Genomic DNA, 18,919 nt, shown 5'->3' with positions numbered 1-18,919 from the left:
TCGGAATGGGGCAGTAATCAGTCCAGCATGTCATGCGCATTGATCAGGTGCCAGCTGGCGCGGCTGTTTTTCGACGCTGCGACCTTGTCCTTGTGGCGCCAGAAACGGTGCAAAATCGCGTGCTCCAGCCGCATGCGCCACCGGAGGCCGAAACCGGGCAGGATGGAAAACGGATTATGGCGGCTGTAGGCCCACAGCTCGATCCTGTTGGCGCCGTCCTTGGCCTGGCCGCGACCGTGGAAGCCGTTGGTGTTGGCAATTACGAGCGTGCCTGCCTTGGCTGTAAGGCCTTCTGGTGCGGGCAGGCCCATGGCCTCCAGGTCCTCGGGCCCGGCACGGAATGAGCCTTTTTCGGAATAGCCATCCCCGATGTTAGCTGCCACGCAGGACCGCCGGTATTCCCATTTGAAGCGCTTCCACGATAGCCGGTTCGACCCACGAACATAGGTGAAGGGGCCGTCTTCTACCTCAACGTCCTCAAGGAACAGCCAGGCTTTCATGGTGGGGTGGAAGGTGTCTGCATGCATCGTTTTTTGGGGGTCAGCCTTGCCGCTTCTGAAGCCGTTGCGGATTCGCTGGATATAAAGCATCGGCCGAATGGCGGTGGCGCCGCCATAGGCCAGAAGGTCAAGGAAGCGCTTGTTCTCAGTCGCAGACTTCAGCGCTGGGCGGCCTTCAAGCGCCGCGTGATCCAGCAGGATGCGCTGCGTGGCTGTATTGCCCTGTGTCATCTGCCGCACTTCACCGTCGTATGCAGCTACCTCCGCCCGGATATTCTCCAGCGTTTCCTTGTTCAGGAAGTCAGGCACCATGCAAAAGCCATCACGCTGGAAGGTCTGGCGCAGGGCTTTCGGCATTTTGTGGGCAAGCATCATCCAACGGAGGTGTGCTGTCGCGCGCGCAAGCAGGACCCTGATCATATGCAGTCCAAGCCTGTTCAGGATAGGGGACCCGATGATCGGATTGGCCTTGAAGGACTTGCCCTGGGTCCCAAGGGCCAGAATCCAGACAGGCCACATATGTATTTTGAAGGCGCGACGCATGTGTTTCCCCGAATGCCTGAAGCCCGACTGCAGGCTATCTTTATCGGTTAGGGGCTTTGTAATCAAATGAAAGCATTTCTTGCGGCAAGCTGCCGCATGGGGGACGCTCAAGTGACAACAACAAGAAATATGGGTTAGTATTTGGTGCTGCTGCTGCAGGTAATAGTTGCCGAACCGGGCGGAGCGAACTATTAACAGAAAGAGGACCTTAAAGGTCTAGCGGATTATCTCCCGATTGTTTGCGGACGCCATTGGCTGCGCGGCATAGGGAGGGAAATAGTGCCCGAGAGGGCTATTCCTTGCCATTGGGGGGCACGAGTGGGAATAGTGCACGCTGATCTTCTGATTTTCCTGGGTATCACCATGGTACCCTTGATGCTGCTTGCCAAAGTCAGGCGGATCAAGGGCCTTGATCGTGGCCTGAAGATGATTCTCCTCGGGTCGGCGATCCTCAGCGTTGCTGCCCTTGTCGACTATCTCGAAGAAACCACGCTGAAGTCCCATATGGATGCCATGGCGGGCAAGGATACCTGGAACCTGATGGTTGCGGCATTTGGCTATGTGCCGGGTATTTTCCTGATGGCGCTGGGCCTTTCGCGCTGGTTCAAGATTTCGCTGCTGTGGGAAGACGAAGTGCGCCGCCGTAAGAAAGCGGAAGCGGACCTTCTGCAGCGCACGCAGGAACTGCAGCGCGCTGTTGAAGAAGCAGAGCGGGCCAATCGCGCCAAAACCGAATTCCTGGCGAAAATGAGCCATGAACTGAGGACGCCGCTCAATGCCATCATTGGCTTTTCAGAAGTGATGAACCTGCAGGTTTTTGGCCGTCTAGGAGAAGAGCGCTACCAGGAATACAGCCACCTGATCAACCGCAGCGGCAAGTTACTCTTGGATATCATCAGCGACATTCTTGACCTTGCCAAGGTGGAAGCCGGCAAGCTTGAACTGGACGAAGAAGAATTCTGCCTTGATGAGTTGGTGGATGAATGCCTGCCAATTGTTGAGTTCAACGCCAAGGAAAAAGGGCTTCTTGTTGATTCGGAGATCACGCGTGAGCTGCATGTCTGGGCGGACCGCCGCATCGTCAAGCAGATGCTATTGAATCTTCTGTCGAACGCCATCAAATTCACACCGGCGGGCGGAACCATTACCGCAGGATGCACTGTGCTGCCAGACAACAGCTATGCCATCATCGTCAAGGATACAGGTGAAGGCATGACAGACGAAGAAATTGCAACCGCCCTTGAGCCCTTCGGCCAGATCGAAAGCGTGCTGACACGGAGCCACGAAGGTACGGGCCTTGGTTTGTCACTGGTGCGAACCTTCATCCAGCTTCATGGTGGCGATATCTTTATCGAAAGCCAGAAGGGTGTGGGCACTAATATCTGCCTGAAGTTCCCCAAAGAGCGCGTGATTACGAAAGCGGCTGAATAGCTGTTACTTTACAGAGCCCCCAAAAGCGTGCGCCGTTCCGAAGCAATCAGCGTGGTCAGGAAAGTACAGACCTGGTCCATATGGGCTTCTGGTCTGAGGTCGTCATGAACCACCAGCCATAGGTCGCGGAGCACAGAAATTTCGCTTGGCAGGACTGGCGTAATGCCCTTGATGCGGTCTGCCAAATAGCAGGGCAGAAGTGCGATCCCAAGGCCCGCCTCGGCGGCGTTTGCCTGCCCGGTTACGCTGGTGGTGCGAAAAATCACATGCGGGTCACTGATGGCCTTATCCAGCATCTGCAGTTCCGGCAGCGGCAGCAGGTCATCCACATACCAGATGAAATGGTGATGCTTCAGGTCAGACAGGCTGACGATGGGTGGGTGTTGCTGCAGATAGCTTGGCGCCGCATAAAGGCGCAGGCGGTAAACCCCCGCCTTTTCGCTGACGATCCGGCCGTGGCTTGGCCGTGCCAGCGTGATGGCGGCGTCTGCTTCCCGCCTGCTCAGGTTCAGTGACCGGGTCTCTGCGACCAGCTCGAGCGTGATGCCCGGGTTCCTTTGGCGGAAGCCCATGCAGTGGCGAACCAGAAACTGGCTGCCGAAGGCTTCGGGCGTGGAAAGTCGCACCGTACCCTGGGGGCCTGAGGCCACAGGTGCCACCTCGTCCATCAGCGCAAGTGAACTGGCCTCCATCCTTTCGGCATAGGCAAGCATGCGGCGCCCGTCGGCGTTCAGCTTGTAGGCCCGATTTTCCCGGTCGAACAGCTCAATGCCCAGTTCCTTTTCAAGCGCTGTAATGCGGCGCGAAACCGTTGTGTGATCAACGCCCAGCCTGAGCGCTGCCGCAGCCAGCTTGCCGCGCCGCGCCAGCTCCAGGAAATAGCGCATGTCGTTCCAATCGAACATTTTGAGGCACCATTATAGTTTGTGCATAATTGCACAAACTATAATGCAAAACTTCTCAGTGACGTGCAATATTGCATGTTATAGGGTGTGCCGGATTTTGGGGCGGAGTCGCGGCCCACGACCTTTGAATGTCCGATTTCCCGGACGGCGGCCGCGTGTATCATTTTGGAGACTTAACGCATGTATGAGCGTCATCACTATATTGGCGGCAAGGACGTAGAAGGCACGTCCGGCCGGTTTGGTCCGATTTTCAACCCATCCACGGGCGAGCAGGCAGGTAAGGTATCGCTGGCCAGCAAGGCGCAGGTTGAAGACGCGATCGCGGCAGCGGATGCAGCATTTCCGGCATGGGCCGCAACGTCTGTTGTAAAGCGCGCGCGCGTTCTGCAGAACCTGGTGCACATTCTGTACCGCGAAAAGGACGCGCTTGCTGAAGCGCTGGCGTCTGAGCACGGCAAGGTGTTCTCTGACGCGCAGGGCGATGTGCAGCGCGGCCTTGAGGTTGCCGAGTTCGCACAAGGCATCCCGCACCTGATCAAGGGCGAATTTTCCGATAATGTTTCTACCGGTATCGACATGTATAGCATGCGCAAGCCGCTGGGCGTTGTTGCGGGCATCACGCCGTTCAACTTCCCGGCCATGATCCCGCTGTGGATGAGCTGTGTGGCGATTGCTTGCGGCAACACATACGTTCTGAAGCCATCGGAAAAAGACCCGACTGTGCCGCTGATGCTGGCCAAATGCTGGGCCGAAGCTGGCCTGCCGGATGGTGTGTTCAACGTAGTGAACGGCGACAAAGAAGCTGTTGATACAGTTTGTACCGACCCACGCGTGAAGGCCGTGTCCTTTGTGGGCTCCACGCCGATCGCACAGTATGTTTACGCAACCGCAACCGCGCATGGCAAACGCTGCCAGGCAATGGGTGGCGCGAAGAACCACATGCTGATCATGCCGGATGCTGACCTTGAGCAGGTAAGCGATGCGCTGATCGGAGCGGCCTATGGTTCTGCAGGCGAGCGCTGCATGGCGATTTCCGTGGCTGTTCCTGTGGGCAAGGCAACTGCTGACAAGCTGGTTGAGATGCTGAAGCCACGTGTTGAAGCGCTGAAGATCGGCCACTCCATGGACATGGAAGCCGAAATGGGCCCGCTGGTGACAGCTGACCATCTGGCGAAAGTACGCGGTTATCTTGACCTGGCTGAGCAGGAAGGCGCTTCCGTGGTCGTTGATGGCCGGAACTTCGAATATAAGATGCAGGGCTTTGAGAACGGCTACTATCTTGGTGGTTCCCTGTTCGACAACGTCAAGCCGGAGATGCGTACCTACAAGGAAGAGATATTCGGTCCGACGCTGCAGATCATGCGCACTGAAAGCTTCGACGAAGCCGCAAGCCTGCCGTCCATCCATGAATATGGCAACGGCACTTCGATCTACACCCGCGACGGCGACACTGCGCGCGAATATGTGAACCGCGTTGAAGTGGGCATGGTTGGCGTCAATGTGCCGATCCCTGTGCCGCTGGCGTTCCACACCTTCGGCGGCTGGAAAAACTCCGCCTTTGGTGACATCAACCAGCACGGCATGGAAGGTGTTCGTTTCTACACCAAAACCAAAACTGTGACCTCCCGTTGGCCAACGGGTATCCGGTCCGGCGCAGAGTTTGTAATTCCAACGCTGAACAGCTAAATTACTAGGGCCCGGAGCATGATGTGTTTCCGGGCCCGTCTGTTTTGGGGGTGAGACAGAAAAGTTCCAAGTAAATCAATACCTTCGAAGCAACGAGGGAGCGGGGCATAGCCCCACCAAACACGAGAACGCGGGGAGATGATTCTCATGAATTTCAAATCACTACTACTTGGCGCTGTGGCGCTTACGGCTCTGGCAGCCTGCCAGCCAGAAGAAGGCAACACAAAGTCTCAGCCTGTTGCAGCAGAAGTCGACACCAGTGTGGACCTGAAGGTCGATATTCCATTTGAAAAATTTACGCTCGATAATGGCCTCCGGGTCATCGTACACGAAGACCGCAAGGCGCCGATTGTGGCTGTCAGCGTTTGGTATCATGTGGGTTCGAAAGACGAGCCTGAAGGCAAGACCGGTTTTGCCCACCTGTTTGAACACCTTATGTTCAACGGGTCGGAAAACTATGACGACGAATTCTTCAAGCCTTTCAAGGCCGTTGGCGCAACTGCGATGAACGGCACCACCTGGTTTGACCGCACGAACTATTTCCAGAACGTTCCAACGCCGGCGCTTGATATGGCGCTGTGGATGGAATCGGACCGCATGGGCCACCTTCTGGGGGCTGTGACGCAGGAAAAGCTGGATAACCAGATTGGCGTTGTACAGAACGAAAAACGCCAGGGCGACAATGCACCATATGGCCTGGTGGAATACCGCCAGCTTGAAGGTCTGTTCCCTGTTGGCCACCCATACCGTCATTCCACCATCGGCTCGATGGAAGACCTTTCCGCCGCGTCGCTCGATGACGTGAAGGGTTGGTTCAAGGAATATTATGGCGCCGCCAACACGGTGATTGTTCTGGCGGGTGACATTGATGTCGAGACCGCCAAAGAGAAGATGAACAAATTCTTTGGCGATATCCCGGCAGGCCCGCCGCTGAAGCAACACAAGGCCTGGGTGCCGACGCGCGAAAACAACACCATTGAAGAAATGGTGGACCAGAAAGCCCCGCAGGTTCGGGTTTACCGCAACTGGGCCGTGGCACCACGCACGGACATGGACTATGCCGAACTGGTGTTGGCAGCCGACGTGCTTGGCGGCGGCAAGAACTCGCGCCTCTATCAGGCGCTTGTATACAAGAACCAGCTTGCGGTCAGCGTGAATGTGAGCGCGCAGCCGTTTGAGCTTGCTTCTATGTTTGAAATTCAGGCGACCTTGAAGCCAGGCGTGGACGAAGCTGAAGTACAGCGCCTGATCGACGCCGAGATGGACAAGTTCCTTGCGGAAGGTCCAACGGCTGAAGAACTGAAGCGCGCGAAAACCAGCATTCTGGCTGGCCGAATTCGCGGGCTTGAGCAGATTGGCGGCTTTGGCGGCAAGGCAACAGCGCTTGCGCGCTCAGAACTGTATGCCGGTGATCCTGGCTTCTATTCGAACCTCCTGGATCATCTGAACAATGCGGGCATGGGTGAAGTGAAGGAAGCGGCCAACAAGTGGCTGGGCCAGGGCTACTATCAGCTGACAGTACGCCCCTATCCGAAATACCAGACAGCCGAAAGCCAGGTTGACCGGTCCAAGGGCCTGCCTGAGGTTGGTGCAATGCCAGACCTGACGTTCCCTGAAATTCAGGAAGCGATACTGTCGAACGGCATGAAGGTTGTTGTTGCAAACCGCCCAACCGTGCCGGTTGTGAATATGGCCCTGCAGTTTGACGCGGGCTATGCGGCTGATGCCGGTCGACCGCTCGGCACCGCAAGCTTCGCGCTCGCGATGCTGGACGAAGGCACGCCAACGCGCACGTCACTTGAAGTGGCGGCTGAGCTTGAAAGCCTGGGTGCGACGCTCTCGACAGGCTCCAACCTGGATATGAGCAATGTCAGCATGTCCATGCTGAAGGCGAATATGGAATCGTCGCTTGCACTGGCGTCTGACCTGGTGCGCAACCCGGCCTTCCCGCAAGAGGAAATCGATCGCCTGAAGCCACGCTGGATTCAGGGCATTGCTCAGGAAAAGGCACAGCCGGTTCAGCTTGCGCTTCGCACGCTGCCACCGCTTCTATACGGCACAGGCCATAGCTACAGCGTGCCATATACCGGTTCCGGCACAGAAGCCGCGATTGAAGGCATGGAGCGTAGCGACCTGGTGCAGTTCCATACGGACTGGATCCGCCCGGACAATGCCAAGATCTTCATGGTGGGTGACATCACTTTGGATGAAGCCACAGCAGCGCTTGAAAAGGCATTCGGCAACTGGCGGGCACCGTCAACACCTGTTCCGTCCAAGAATGTCGCTGAAGTGGCGTTGCCAAGCGAAGGCCGCGTGATTGTTATGGACAAGCCGGGCTCACCGCAGTCGCTGATCCTTGCAGGTCACTTGTTCCCGTCGACGGGCGACGAAGCCTACATGACGCAGGAAATGGCAAGCAGCATCCTGGGTGGTGATTTCACTAGCCGGGTTAACATGAACCTGCGCGAGGACAAGGGCTGGGCTTACGGCGCCTACACCTTCACGACCGATGCCCGCGGCCAGCGCATGTGGCTTGTTTATGCACCGGTACAAACGGACAAGACGAAAGAGTCCCTGCAGGAACTGGAAAAAGAGTTCGCAGCGTACCTGGGCAACAAGCCTGCGACAGCTGAAGAGCTTGAAGTGTTCGTTGCTGACGCCGTGAACAGCCTGCCGGGCCAGTTTGAAACGTCTGGTTCTGTGCTGGGCAGCCTGCTGTCGAATGACCGCTTTGGTCGCTCGAACGACTATGTGCCAAGCCTGACCGCCAAATATAAGGCGCTTGATATCGAAAAAATCAAGGCCGCGGCGCAGGCCAATATCCACCCAGAGAAGCTGACCTGGCTGATCGTGGGTGACTGGTCAGCGATCAAGGAAGGCATCAGTGAACTGGATCTCGGCAATGTCGAGGTTTGGGACGCAGACGGCAACAAGGTCGAGTAAACCGACATAGAGTATTGCGGGTTGCGCTTCGGCGCCGCCCGCACCAACCGGCCATCCCGCTTGGGCAAATTCGGGACGGCATATTTAGTATCCCCGGCAACAGTCGGGCTGGCGTATGGGGCACGGGGCGTGCCTCCAATGAGATAAACCCAAGGGGGTAGTCTTGGACTTTTCACTTAATGAAGATCAACGCGCCATCCAGGATATGGCACGCAGTTTCACCGCCGACATGATCACACCGGAAGCCCACAAGTGGGACGAAGACAAGGTGTGGCCCGCAGATGTGGCGAAGGCCGCTGGCGAGCTTGGCTTCGGCAGCATCTATGTGTCCGAGGAAGGCGGGGGCTGTGGCCTCAGCCGGGTGGAAAGCGTGCTGATTTTCGAACAGCTTTCCATGGGCTGCCCATCGACCGCGGCGATGATCTCAATCCACAATATGGCGACCTGGATGATCGATTGCTTCGGCAATGACGACCAGCGCGCACGCTTTGTAGGCGAGCTTTCAACGCTTGAAAAGATGGCAAGCTATTGCCTGACCGAACCCGGCGCCGGGTCTGACGCAGCAAGCCTCAAGACAAAGGCGGTGCGCGACGGCGACGAATATGTCCTCAATGGCTCAAAGGCGTTTATCTCGGGCGGTGGCACCAGCGACGTCTATGTCGTGATGGCGCGCACATCAGACGACGGCGCAAAGGGCATCAGCTGCTTCATCGTTGAAAAAGACACACCGGGCCTGTCGTTCGGCGCGCAGGAAAAGAAACTGGGCTGGCACAGCCAACCAACCGCTGCTGTGATGTTCGATGATTGCCGCATTCCGGCTGCGAACCTTGTGGGCGCGGAAGGCCTGGGCTTTAAAATCGCCATGCAGGGCCTTGATGGCGGCCGCCTTAACATCGGTGCCTGCTCCATCGGCGGGGCGCAGCGCGCGCTTGATGAAGCCGTCACCTACACCAAGGACCGCAAGCAGTTCGGCAAGTCCATTGCCGACTTCCAGGCCACCCAGTTCAAGCTGGCGGATATGGCGACCGAGCTTGAGGCCGCGCGGCTTCTTCTGTACGCCGCCGCCCAGAAGGTCACCAACAAGGCGCCAGATGCGGCAGCCGCTGCTGCCATGGCCAAGCGCCTGGCCACCGACACGGGCTTTGATGTGGTGAACGCGTCACTGCAGCTGCATGGCGGCTATGGTTATCTGCAGGATTACCCGATTGAGCGTATCCTCCGTGACCTGCGCGTGCACCAGATTCTCGAGGGCACCAACGAGATCATGCGGGTTGTCATCTCCCGCTCGCTTTTGAAGGACTAGACCATGACGGACGCTGAAGTACTGTTCGAGCATCGCGGCACCATCGGCCTGATCACGCTCAACCGCCCCAAGGCGCTGAATAGCCTGACGCACAATATGGCGGTGGAGATCACCCGCCAGCTTAAGGAATGGGCGATCATGCCGTCTGTGCAGGCGGTTGTGGTTGTGGGCGCCGGCGACAAGGCCTTCTGCGCCGGCGGCGACGTGGTGAAGGTAACGCAGTCTTACAAAGACGGCACCACCGAGTGGCGTGATTTCTTCCACGACGAATATCTGATGAACATCGCCATCGATGAGTTCCCCAAGCCCTATGTGGCGCTGGTGGACGGCATCACCATGGGCGGCGGCGTTGGCGTTTCGATCCCCGGTGATTTCTGGGTCGCGACAGAAAAAACGTTGTTCGCCATGCCGGAAACCGGCCTTGGCCTGTTCCCTGATGTGGGCGGTGGCTGGTTCCTACCGCGCCTTCCGGGCGAAACCGGCATGTATCTGGCGCTTACTGGCGCGCGTATCAAGGCGCCTGACCTGTATGCTCTCGGGATCGCCAGCCATGTGGTTTCAAGCAATGACATCGACGCCATCGTCTACAAGCTGAGCCAGAAAGAGATCAAATGCGAGGACTGCGTGCAGGTGGTGCTGGATGAATTCCACAAGGACCCAGAGCCCGCGCCAATGGCCGAAGTGTTCGATGAAATCGACGGCGCGTTCGCGGGCGTTCGCGTGGAGGAAGTCCTGCACGCGCTTGAAATCGACGAAAGCGAGTGGGCGCAGAAGCAGTTCAAGATTTTGATGACCAAGTCACCCACCAGCCTGAAGCTGACGTTCGCGCAACTGCGCCGCGGTGAGGTGCTGGAGACGTTCCGCGACAACATGCGCATGGAATACCGCATGGTGAACCGGGTGATGGCCGGGAATGATTTTTCCGAGGGCGTGCGCGCCATCCTTCTGGACAAGGACAATAACCCGCAGTGGAACCCGAACACGCTGGACCGCGTGTCGGACGAAGAGATTGAAACCTATTTCAGGTCGCTGGACGATCTGGAACTTGATATTGCCGAGTAGGGAGAGAACAGATGACAACAGTTGCATTCATCGGCCTTGGAAACATGGGCCTGCCAATGGCGAAAAATCTGGTCTCCGGCGGCATGACCGTACGCGGGTTTGACCTGTCGGCTGATGCCAAAGCGGGCCTCGTTGAAGCTGGTGGCCAGGCGTTCGACAGCGTTCATGACGCGGTCGACGGCGCGGATGTGGTGATCACCATGCTGCCGAACGCCAAGATCGTTGAAAGTGTGTATGCAGATGTCACCAAGGCGGCCAAGGACGGCGCGCTGTTTGTCGACAGCTCCACTATCGATGTGGCAACAGCCCGCAAGGTCGCTGACCGCGCCCATCACGCCGGTTTTGAAATGGTTGACGCGCCGGTTTCCGGCGGTGTGGGCGGTGCGGCCGCAGGCACACTCGCCTTCATGGTCGGTGGTAGCGCGGAGGCGTTTGAGCGCGCCAAACCTGTGCTGGAGCCCATGGCGGGCAAGATCGTGCATTGCGGCGATGCAGGCAACGGCCAGGCGTCCAAGGCCTGCAACAACATGCTGCTGGCCATCTCCATGATCGGGGTATCCGAAGCCTTCAACCTGGGTCGTGCGCTCGGTTTGGATGACCAGACGTTTTTTGACGTGGCATCGAACGCAAGCGGCCAGTGCTGGTCCCTGACCACCTATTGCCCGGCGCCGGGCCCTGTGCCCACGGCCCCATCGAACAACGACTATAACCCCGGCTTCGCCACCAACCTGATGCTCAAGGACCTCGGCATCGCCATGGATGCGGCGGGCGACACCGGTGCGAACACGCCCCTTGGTGCGCTTTCCCGCGAGATTTACAAAGCGATGGACGACGCGGGCTTCGGCGGCAAAGACTTCTCCGCCGTGATCAAGCATCTGGCTGGTAAGTTATAGAAGTCTTTGCTTGTAGAAAGGCTAGTTTGAAATGGACTTGCTCCCGCGAAGAACCTTCTTTCAACGAGACCTTTCCACTTTCACGGCTACAATGCTGGCAGAACGGGGAATCGGGTTTGCTGCAGAGTTTGAACATCTTCCAGCGGTAGACGATGAGCCATATTGCGGTTTTTTGACAGCAGACAAGTTAGTCAGAATTGAACTCTATGTGGACTCTGCAAACATTGTCACATTTTTCGATGGCAAAGAGGAGTCGATTTGTTTGGAGTGCTACGAAGGGCATGCCTCTGTGGCGGTTGCCGAAGACTTCAAGGTTGCGTTGGCTTCAGTCTTAAAGCGCTTCGAAGGAGTTAGGCATGAGGACGTTCTGGAGCATCTGGATGATAAGGGAATCCAAAGCCGTTGGGCGGGTTTGTTCCGCCGCTAAGTAGAAAAAGGCCCGGGCATGTCTGCTCGGGCCTTCTTCTTGGCAGCTAGTGCGTATTGTTATCAGCTTGCGGCCGCATAGGCCCAGCTGGGGGAGTTTTGGGAGGTTCCGCTCGACTGCGCTGGCCCGCGGCCAACAGCACCATAGCGGATCACCGCCTGCGTGCGGTTCGACACACCCAGCACCTTGAAGATGGCATGCATATGCGCCTTCACAGTGCCTTCCGCGATATCAAGCCGCGCGGCGATTTCTTTGTTTGGCAGGCCGTCTGCGGCCATGGCCAGGATTTGCTTCTGGCGATAGGAAAGGCGGCTCAGGTCCACCGACTCCGCAACCGTGTGGCGGGGTGCGGGCGCACGGCCCATGCCGCTTTCAAGCGCACCGCGCACGTTCGGGGCAGCAGGGCTGCTTGCAACAGCGCCGAAACCATCAAGCGGCAGTTTGAGCGCCCGACGGATGGCGGTGACCATCTCTGCCACGCTGGCGCCGCGTTCCACGCTCACGGCACCGGCGCAGTCATTGGTGCGTTGGCCCTCGCGGTCCAGTATCGTCACAACTGCGGCGTCAGGATACAGGCGGCGCACCAGCTTCATGCAGTCGATGCCGTCGTTGCCCAAAGATCCGGGGTGAACAATAATCAGGGAAAGGTCATCATGATTGGCGGTTTTCGCCAGAAATTCATGTTCACTGCTGGCTTCCATAATTTCCTGGAAATTACCGGATACCAGAATCACTTCCCTAAGGGAGAGACGGAGAAGTTCTTCCCCATCAACAATCAGAGCTTTCATAACACATCCTCGCTTTTTTTCTTGCCCCACACCCTTTGCGGTTCTTTTAGGACAAGTGAAATATAAGTGAACCTCATATCTCTCATGTTTTTTTGTACTTTCACTTTACGCAAAAAGTGATGGAACTTTGGGATGATGCGATGAATTGAGCGCGGGATGCGATGAGCCGAACCGCCATTTCTGCGGTTTAGGCAAGCTGCGACCGTATAATCTAGGATACTGGGCTTTCGGCCCCGCCGGTCCCTTGACGATGGTGGGGGATTCCCCGTACCCATGAGGGATACCGAAACACGCATCAACCAGTGAAAACGGAGCCTGTATGACCAGCCTGCTGAAGAATCTGCCGTCTTATGATGAAGCCAGGACTGCCCTGGACCGCATCGACGCGCGCCAGCAAGATATGGTCGACACGGTGATTGCTTGGTCGCGCGTGAACAGCGGCAGTCGGAACCTTGAGGGGCTGGCTGAAATGGAAGCGCTGATCCTTGAGGCGTTTGAGCCCCTTGGTGCTGAGGTGGAGCTGATCGACCTTGCGGACGGCGAGGCGGTCAATGAGAAGGGCGAGGTGGTCACGGTAAAGAATGGCCGAACCATCCGTATCTTCAAGCGCCCGCATGCCAACCGCAAGGTGTTGATGACAGGCCATACAGATACGGTGTTCGCCAAGGATCACCCGTTTCAGGAACCTGTGTGGCTTGACGCGGGCACGCTCAATGGCCCGGGTGTGGCTGACATGAAGGGCGGCATCATCGTTATCCTCAATGCGCTGATGGCGTTTGAGGAAACGCCGCTTGCTTCAAGCGTGGGCTGGGAAATTTTGCTGTCGCCGGACGAAGAGACCGGCTCGCTGGCTACGGCCCCATTGCTCGCAGAGCGCGCCAAGGCGGCGGATATCGGCCTGACTTATGAGCCTGCGCTCGCGGACGGCACGCTGGCGGGCGCCCGGAAGGGCAGCGGCAATTTCACCATCGTGGTGCGCGGCAAGGCCGCCCATGCGGGGCGCGAATTCCATGCGGGTCGTAATGCCGTGGTGCACCTGTCAAAGATCATTGCTGACCTGGCGGCGCTTACGGACGGTCGGCCGGAACTGACGGTGAACCCGGCGGTGATCAGTGGCGGGGTGGCGCCGAATGTTGTGCCTGATATGGCATGGTGCCGCTTCAACGTGCGCCTGAAGGAGCCGGAAGACGCCACATGGTTCCAGGCTGAGCTGGACAAGATTGTCGCGCGCTTTGGGGCCGAGGACGGCTTTGATGTGTCGCTTCATGGCGGCATCAACCGCCCGCCCAAGGCACTCAGTGACGCCAACCAGAAGCTGATGGACGCCATCAAGGCATGCGGCGCGGACCTTGGGATTGAAATCGATTACGTGCCCACTGGCGGCTGCTGCGAGGGCAATAACCTGGCGGCTGCGGGCCTGCCAAACGTGGATACACTGGGTGTGCGCGGCGCGAACATCCATAGCGCGGACGAGTTCGTTTGCGTGGACAGTTTTGCGGAAAGGGCTAAACTTTCCGCTCTTATTCTTCTGGCTTTCGCGAGCGGTCAGCTCGACGACGTGGTGAAAGCCAAAACCGCATGATGCGCACAGAAGGGGATTTCGCGCATCACTGAGGTTTGAAGACTTGGCCAAAAGGCCACTTAGGCAACCGGGGCCCTGATATGCTGCCCGGACACAGAATAAGGGATATGGCACATGTATGTGGTGCGACCAGCACGATTGAAAGATCTTGATGGCCTGCAGGCGCTCGCCAAAAAAACAGGCACGGGGCTGACAACCCTGCCGGTGGACAAGAAGGCGCTTGAGGCAAAAGTCAGGGAATCCATGGAGGCCTTCTCAAACCCGCCGGACATGAACAAGAAGACCAGCTATCTCCTGGTCATGGAAGACCCGAAGGAGGGCAAGATTGTCGGCACAAGCGCGCTCCTCGTAGGTGTGGGCCTGGATAAGCCTTTCTATAGCTACCGCATCCTGCACCAGACGCAGGTGAGCCACGAGCCCGAAATGCGGGTGGATACTGAACTGTTGCAGCTATCGAACGATTTCGTGGGTGCTACTGAAGTTGCGACGCTTTTTGTGGATGAAGATTACCGCAAAGAGAATGTCGGCAAGCTGATGTCAAAGGCGCGTTATCTCCTTATGGCTGCGCACCCGGACCGTTTCTCGGATCAGGTGATTTCCGAAATCCGCGGCTGGGTGGACGAAAACGGCAACTCACCGTTCTGGGAAGCTTTGGGTCGTCACTTCTTCGGCATGGATTTCAAGACCGCAGACCGGATCAACGGCCTTGGCAACAGCCAGTTCATTTCTGACCTGATGCCAAAGTTCCCGATCTATACGGCGCTGCTGCCTGAAGAAGCCAAAGCCGTGATCGGCAAGCCACACGACAGCGCGCGCCCGGCGATCAAGCTCCTTGAGAAAGAAGGTTTCCGCTTCTCCCGCTCGGTAGACATCTTCGATGGTGGCCCGGCGATGGAAGTGCACAAGCGCGGCATCTGGACCTTGCGCAAAAGCGTGTCTGGCGAGCTTGGCGGTACCGTTGAAGGCGGCGGGCATGACCCGATGCACATGGCCTGTAATCCGTCCCTGGATGACTTCCGCGTGGTGCTCACGAACGTGGTTGAAGGCTCTAGTGGCCTTTGGATTCCGGAAGAAGCAGCCGCGGCCCTGCACCTCAAGGCTGGGGACCCAATCATGTATGCGCCTATCGGTCGCCGCGTGCCACCGCAACTGGCAGAGTAGGGAGTTTGTCATGACACATTTTATTGACGGTGCCTGGCTTGAGGGTGCCGGTGAAGAATTTCGTTCCGTGAACCCTGCAGACGGCGAGGTCATCTGGACCGGCCGTGAAGCGACGGCCGACCAAGTCGACGCGGCAGTAAGCGCCGCGGCGCGCATGGCTGACACCTGGGCTATGACGCCGTTCGAAGACCGTGTCTCGATCGCTCGTCGCTATGCCGAAATTCTGGTTGAGCGCAAGGCGGAGCTGGCTGAACTGGTGGCGAAGGACGCAGGCAAGACCCTGTGGGACGCCACCGGCGAAGCCACAGCCATGGCCAACAAGATTGAGATCAGCCTCAAGGCCTATGACGAGCGCACAGGCTTCAAGGAAGCGGTGAACGGCGCGATCCGGTCGAAGCTGGCGCACCGGCCACACGGCGTGATGGCGGTCTTTGGCCCTTATAATTTCCCCGGTCACTTGCCAAACGGCCATATTGTACCGGCGCTGATCGCGGGCAACACCATCGTGTTCAAGCCCAGCGAGCTGACGCCAGCCGTGGCAGAGCTGATGGTGAAATGCTGGGATGATGCAGGACTACCGAAAGGCGTGCTCAATCTGGTGCAGGGCGGCCGCGACACGGGCGCGGCGCTTATCGCCAACAAGCATATCGACGGCCTTCTGTTTACTGGCAGCGCCCGTACCGGGCAGATCATCGCACGCGAACTGGTGGACCGACCGAATGTCATTCAGGCGCTGGAACTTGGAGGCAACAACCCGCTGATCGTCCATGAAGTGGAAGACCATGCCGCAGCGGCAGTGATGACGGTGCAGAGCGCCTTTATCTCAAGTGGCCAGCGCTGTACATGCGCGAGGCGTTTGATTGTGCCGGTTGGTGCAGAAGGTGATGCTTTTATCGACACGCTCACCCGCGCGATCGACGGCATCACCGTTGGTGCCTGGAACGATGACCCGCAGCCCTACATGGGGCCGGTGGTCAGCGGCCATGCTGCGAATAATGTTCTGAAAGCGCAGGAAGCGCTGGAAGCTGCGGGCGGCAAGGTGATCCGCCGGGTTGAGAAGCTTGCGCGCGGCGACGCATACCTCACGCCAGGCCTGATGGATGTGACAGATGTAGCTGACCGCCCGGATGAGGAAGTCTTCGGGCCGTTCCTGCAGCTCATTCGCGTGCCGGATTTCGAGAGCGCCATCCGTGAGGCTAACAACACCCGGTTCGGGCTGGCCTCTGGCCTGATTTCAGACAACCGTAACAACTATGACGCCTTCTACCCGCGTGCCAAAGCCGGGATCGTTAACTGGAACCAGCAGCTGACGGGCGCGGCCTCTACCGCGCCGTTCGGCGGCATTGGCCTTTCAGGCAACCACCGGCCAAGCGCCTATTATGCGGCGGACTATTGCTCCTACGGCGTGGCCACGATGGAGCAGGCAGAGGGCAAGGTTGCTGTGGGCGCGCTGCCAACAGGGCTCAATTTCAATGAAGGAGAAGGCTGATGGCTTGGCGTGAAGTAAATTTCGACGGCATCGTTGGCCCCACCCACAATTATGCGGGGCTTTCCTACGGCAACGTGGCGTCGGCGAAGCACAAGGGCATGGTGGCGAACCCGCGCGAAGGCGTGCTGCAAGGTCTTGAAAAGGCAAACCATTTGCAGTCCCTGGGTATGACACAGGGCGTCCTGCCACCCCATGACCGGCCGCACCTGAAGACGCTTCGAGACCACGGCTTCACCGGCTCTGACGCCGAAATGCTGGCGGCTGCCTGGAAGGCAAGCCCGGCGCTAGTAGCCAATATATGTTCGTCAGCAACCATGTGGACGGCGAACGCGGCGACCATTTCGCCGGCGCCCGACACGGCGGACGGCCGCACGCATTTTACGCCTGCAAACCTGGCGGCCATGTACCACCGGTCCATCGAGGCACGGGTGACGGGGCGGATATTGAAGGTGATGTTCCCGGAAGGTGAGCGGTTCAAGCACCATGACCCGCTTGTCGGCGGCACCCACATGGGCGACGAGGGCGCGGCCAACCACAGCCGCTTCTGCGCTGATTACGGCGAGGCCGGTGTGGCGCTTTATGTCTATGGTCGGGGCGCGTTCGAGACGGCAGCAGACCTCACATACCCGGGGCGCCAAACCGAGGAAGCAAGCCGCGCCATCGCGCGCATGCATGCGACACGCGGCGATAAGACCTTGTTCGTGCGGCAGAATCCGGCGGCGATCAACGCCGGCGCCTTCCATAATGATGTGGTGGCGGTGTCGAACAAGAATGTGCATTTCTACCACGAGCAGGCGTTTGAGAACCCGGACCAGCTGGACCGCGATATCCAGGCGGCGATGGGCGATGTGGAGATGCAGTTCGTGCGCGTACCCGCCAGCGCAGTGCCAATTGCGGACGCGGTCAAGAGCTATCTGTTCAACAGCCAGCTTATTTCGGCACCGAAACGAGAAGGTATGACACTGATCCTACCGACGGAAGTTGCGGAAACGCCATCCACAAAAGCCTATGTGGATCAGCTGGTTAGCTCTGGCGGGCCGATTGCCCACGCGGACTATCTGGATGTGCGCCAAAGCATGCGTAACGGCGGTGGCCCGGCGTGTCTGCGCCTTCGCGTGGCCATGTCTGACGATGATATCAATGCCATGGGATCGAACAGCATCCTTGATGACGCGCTCACGGAAACGCTGAAAGCCTGGGCGAACAAGCATTACCGTGACCGCCTTGCGGTTGACGATCTGGCGGACCCGCAGCTGATGGAGGAAAGCTTCAGCGCACTGGACGAGCTGACGCAGATCCTGAAGCTTGGCAGCGTCTATGATTTCCAGCGTTAAGCGCGCCTTGGAAAAGGGCACAGCTCAGTAAAAAAAAGGCACACGGCGGGCACACTGGTTGTGCCCGTTTTGCTGTTGGCGGATGGTCGGTGAGTTTAGCCGCGCGGCGCTGGCGGATGCAGCGGACCGCCCAGGCTCAGTTGGCCTGCTTTTTCCGGCGGCGGCGTACCGGCGCCAATGTCGAAGAAATGCCGTTCCACCAGACGGGTGCGCCGGAAACTTCTGCGGCCGAATTGCGCCACCAGGTCATCGCCTTCGATTACCACCCCTGTGCCGACAAAATAGACGACCTTGCCGAACGGGTCGAGGAGCGGTAGCTGGATGGTACGATAGACGAACGGCACATCGGCGAAATTGATCATGCTGCGCGTGATCATGCCGGCGCAAGGCTGGTCGCGGAGCGCTTTATAGTAGGTGCGTTCGTCTTCAACCAGTTCCTCTGGCGTCATGTCGAAAATATTTGTCCCCGTCATGTCAATGCCGATATGGCGGTCCAGCACGGTACCAGCCTGTACGACCCGCAGGACTTCGCTGTCTTCCCATTCGCTCAGGAATACTTCGGAAATTGACCCGTTAATCTGGGCGGAAGAAAAGTCGGATCGCCGGGGGCAAACCTGTCCTTCAGGGCGGGGCAAATTCAGCCAGAATTGAACAAGCTGTTGCGTTGCCTTCGAATGTTGCAGCTTTTCGAGCGCGTCAGTCATCCAGTTACTGGCCTTTAAACCCTAAACTTGAGGCCAAATCCATTGGCGAAAGTCACAATTCCGTCAAGTGCCCAGTGCAGGGCGTGCCGCAAGCCTTCTTGGCGCGGTACAGGCCAAAACGTGATTGAATACGGCCCATCCCCGCATTTTTCCACGATGTCGACCCCT

At 58.2% G+C, this 18,919-nt stretch carries 15 protein-coding genes; 11 read left to right on the top strand and 4 right to left on the bottom strand.

Annotated features, from left to right (window positions below; genetic code table 11):
* Positions 1-17: 17 nt before the first annotated feature.
* Positions 18-1,043, bottom strand: coding sequence for a phytanoyl-CoA dioxygenase family protein (locus tag KORM41_RS14615; RefSeq protein ID WP_068149646.1), 1,026 nt, complete (start codon positions 1,041-1,043; stop codon positions 18-20).
* A gap of 318 nt (positions 1,044-1,361) precedes the next feature.
* On the opposite strand from KORM41_RS14615, the gene KORM41_RS14610 reads away from it, so the two are divergent.
* Positions 1,362-2,474, top strand: coding sequence for a sensor histidine kinase (locus KORM41_RS14610; protein WP_156431994.1), 1,113 nt, complete (start codon positions 1,362-1,364; stop codon positions 2,472-2,474).
* A gap of 8 nt (positions 2,475-2,482) precedes the next feature.
* Here the strand turns inward: KORM41_RS14610 and KORM41_RS14605 are convergent, their stop codons facing one another.
* A complete protein-coding gene (locus KORM41_RS14605) occupies positions 2,483-3,379 on the bottom strand; it encodes a LysR family transcriptional regulator (protein WP_082719958.1) in 897 nt (298 codons plus the stop codon).
* Positions 3,380-3,559: 180 nt separating this feature from the next.
* Between KORM41_RS14605 and KORM41_RS14600 the strand changes: the two genes are divergently transcribed.
* From KORM41_RS14600 to KORM41_RS14575, 6 genes are all read left to right on the top strand, one after another.
* Positions 3,560-5,065, top strand: coding sequence for a CoA-acylating methylmalonate-semialdehyde dehydrogenase (locus KORM41_RS14600; RefSeq protein ID WP_068149639.1), 1,506 nt, complete (start codon positions 3,560-3,562; stop codon positions 5,063-5,065).
* Positions 5,066-5,203: 138 nt separating this feature from the next.
* Complete coding sequence (locus tag KORM41_RS14595) at positions 5,204-8,008, top strand: M16 family metallopeptidase (protein ID WP_068149636.1); 2,805 nt, start codon at positions 5,204-5,206, stop codon at positions 8,006-8,008.
* A gap of 163 nt (positions 8,009-8,171) precedes the next feature.
* Positions 8,172-9,311 carry an acyl-CoA dehydrogenase family protein gene (locus KORM41_RS14590; protein ID WP_082719957.1) on the top strand — a complete coding sequence of 380 codons (1,140 nt, stop codon included), beginning with the start codon at positions 8,172-8,174 and terminating at the stop codon, positions 9,309-9,311.
* 3 nt (positions 9,312-9,314) lie between these two features.
* Complete coding sequence (locus KORM41_RS14585) at positions 9,315-10,373, top strand: enoyl-CoA hydratase/isomerase family protein (RefSeq protein WP_068149633.1); 1,059 nt, start codon at positions 9,315-9,317, stop codon at positions 10,371-10,373.
* A gap of 11 nt (positions 10,374-10,384) precedes the next feature.
* A complete protein-coding gene (mmsB, locus tag KORM41_RS14580) occupies positions 10,385-11,266 on the top strand; it encodes a 3-hydroxyisobutyrate dehydrogenase (RefSeq protein WP_068149630.1) in 882 nt (293 codons plus the stop codon).
* A gap of 91 nt (positions 11,267-11,357) precedes the next feature.
* Positions 11,358-11,693 carry a hypothetical protein gene (locus KORM41_RS14575; protein ID WP_197421181.1) on the top strand — a complete coding sequence of 112 codons (336 nt, stop codon included), beginning with the start codon at positions 11,358-11,360 and terminating at the stop codon, positions 11,691-11,693.
* Positions 11,694-11,755: 62 nt separating this feature from the next.
* On the opposite strand, the gene KORM41_RS14570 is transcribed toward KORM41_RS14575, so the two are convergent.
* Positions 11,756-12,481: a response regulator transcription factor gene (locus KORM41_RS14570; RefSeq protein WP_068149626.1), complete on the bottom strand. Its 726-nt coding sequence runs from the start codon at positions 12,479-12,481 to the stop codon at positions 11,756-11,758.
* A 319-nt stretch (positions 12,482-12,800) separates the two neighbouring features.
* On the opposite strand from KORM41_RS14570, the gene KORM41_RS14565 reads away from it, so the two are divergent.
* The 4 genes from KORM41_RS14565 (at position 12,801) to astB (ending at position 18,047) form a co-directional block, all read left to right on the top strand.
* Positions 12,801-14,063, top strand: coding sequence for a hydrolase (locus KORM41_RS14565; RefSeq protein WP_068149623.1), 1,263 nt, complete (start codon positions 12,801-12,803; stop codon positions 14,061-14,063).
* Positions 14,064-14,177: 114 nt separating this feature from the next.
* A complete protein-coding gene (locus KORM41_RS14560) occupies positions 14,178-15,224 on the top strand; it encodes an arginine N-succinyltransferase (protein WP_068149620.1) in 1,047 nt (348 codons plus the stop codon).
* A 10-nt stretch (positions 15,225-15,234) separates the two neighbouring features.
* On the top strand, positions 15,235-16,713 hold the full coding sequence (astD, locus tag KORM41_RS14555) for a succinylglutamate-semialdehyde dehydrogenase (RefSeq protein WP_068149617.1): 1,479 nt from the start codon (positions 15,235-15,237) through the stop codon (positions 16,711-16,713).
* Positions 16,713-18,047 carry an N-succinylarginine dihydrolase gene (gene astB, locus KORM41_RS14550; RefSeq protein ID WP_068149613.1) on the top strand — a complete coding sequence of 445 codons (1,335 nt, stop codon included), beginning with the start codon at positions 16,713-16,715 and terminating at the stop codon, positions 18,045-18,047. Before astD ends, astB begins: the two co-directional genes overlap by 1 nt.
* A gap of 95 nt (positions 18,048-18,142) precedes the next feature.
* On the opposite strand, the gene KORM41_RS14545 is transcribed toward astB, so the two are convergent.
* Entirely contained in the window at positions 18,143-18,751 is a 609-nt protein-coding gene (locus KORM41_RS14545) for a PAS domain-containing protein (protein ID WP_068149611.1), read from the bottom strand.
* Positions 18,752-18,919: the final 168 nt, after the last annotated feature.

The sequence above is a fragment of the Kordiimonas lipolytica genome (assembly GCF_001550065.1).
Note: the sequence above shows the minus strand (reverse complement) of the source record. Positions and strands in the feature narration are given on the sequence as shown.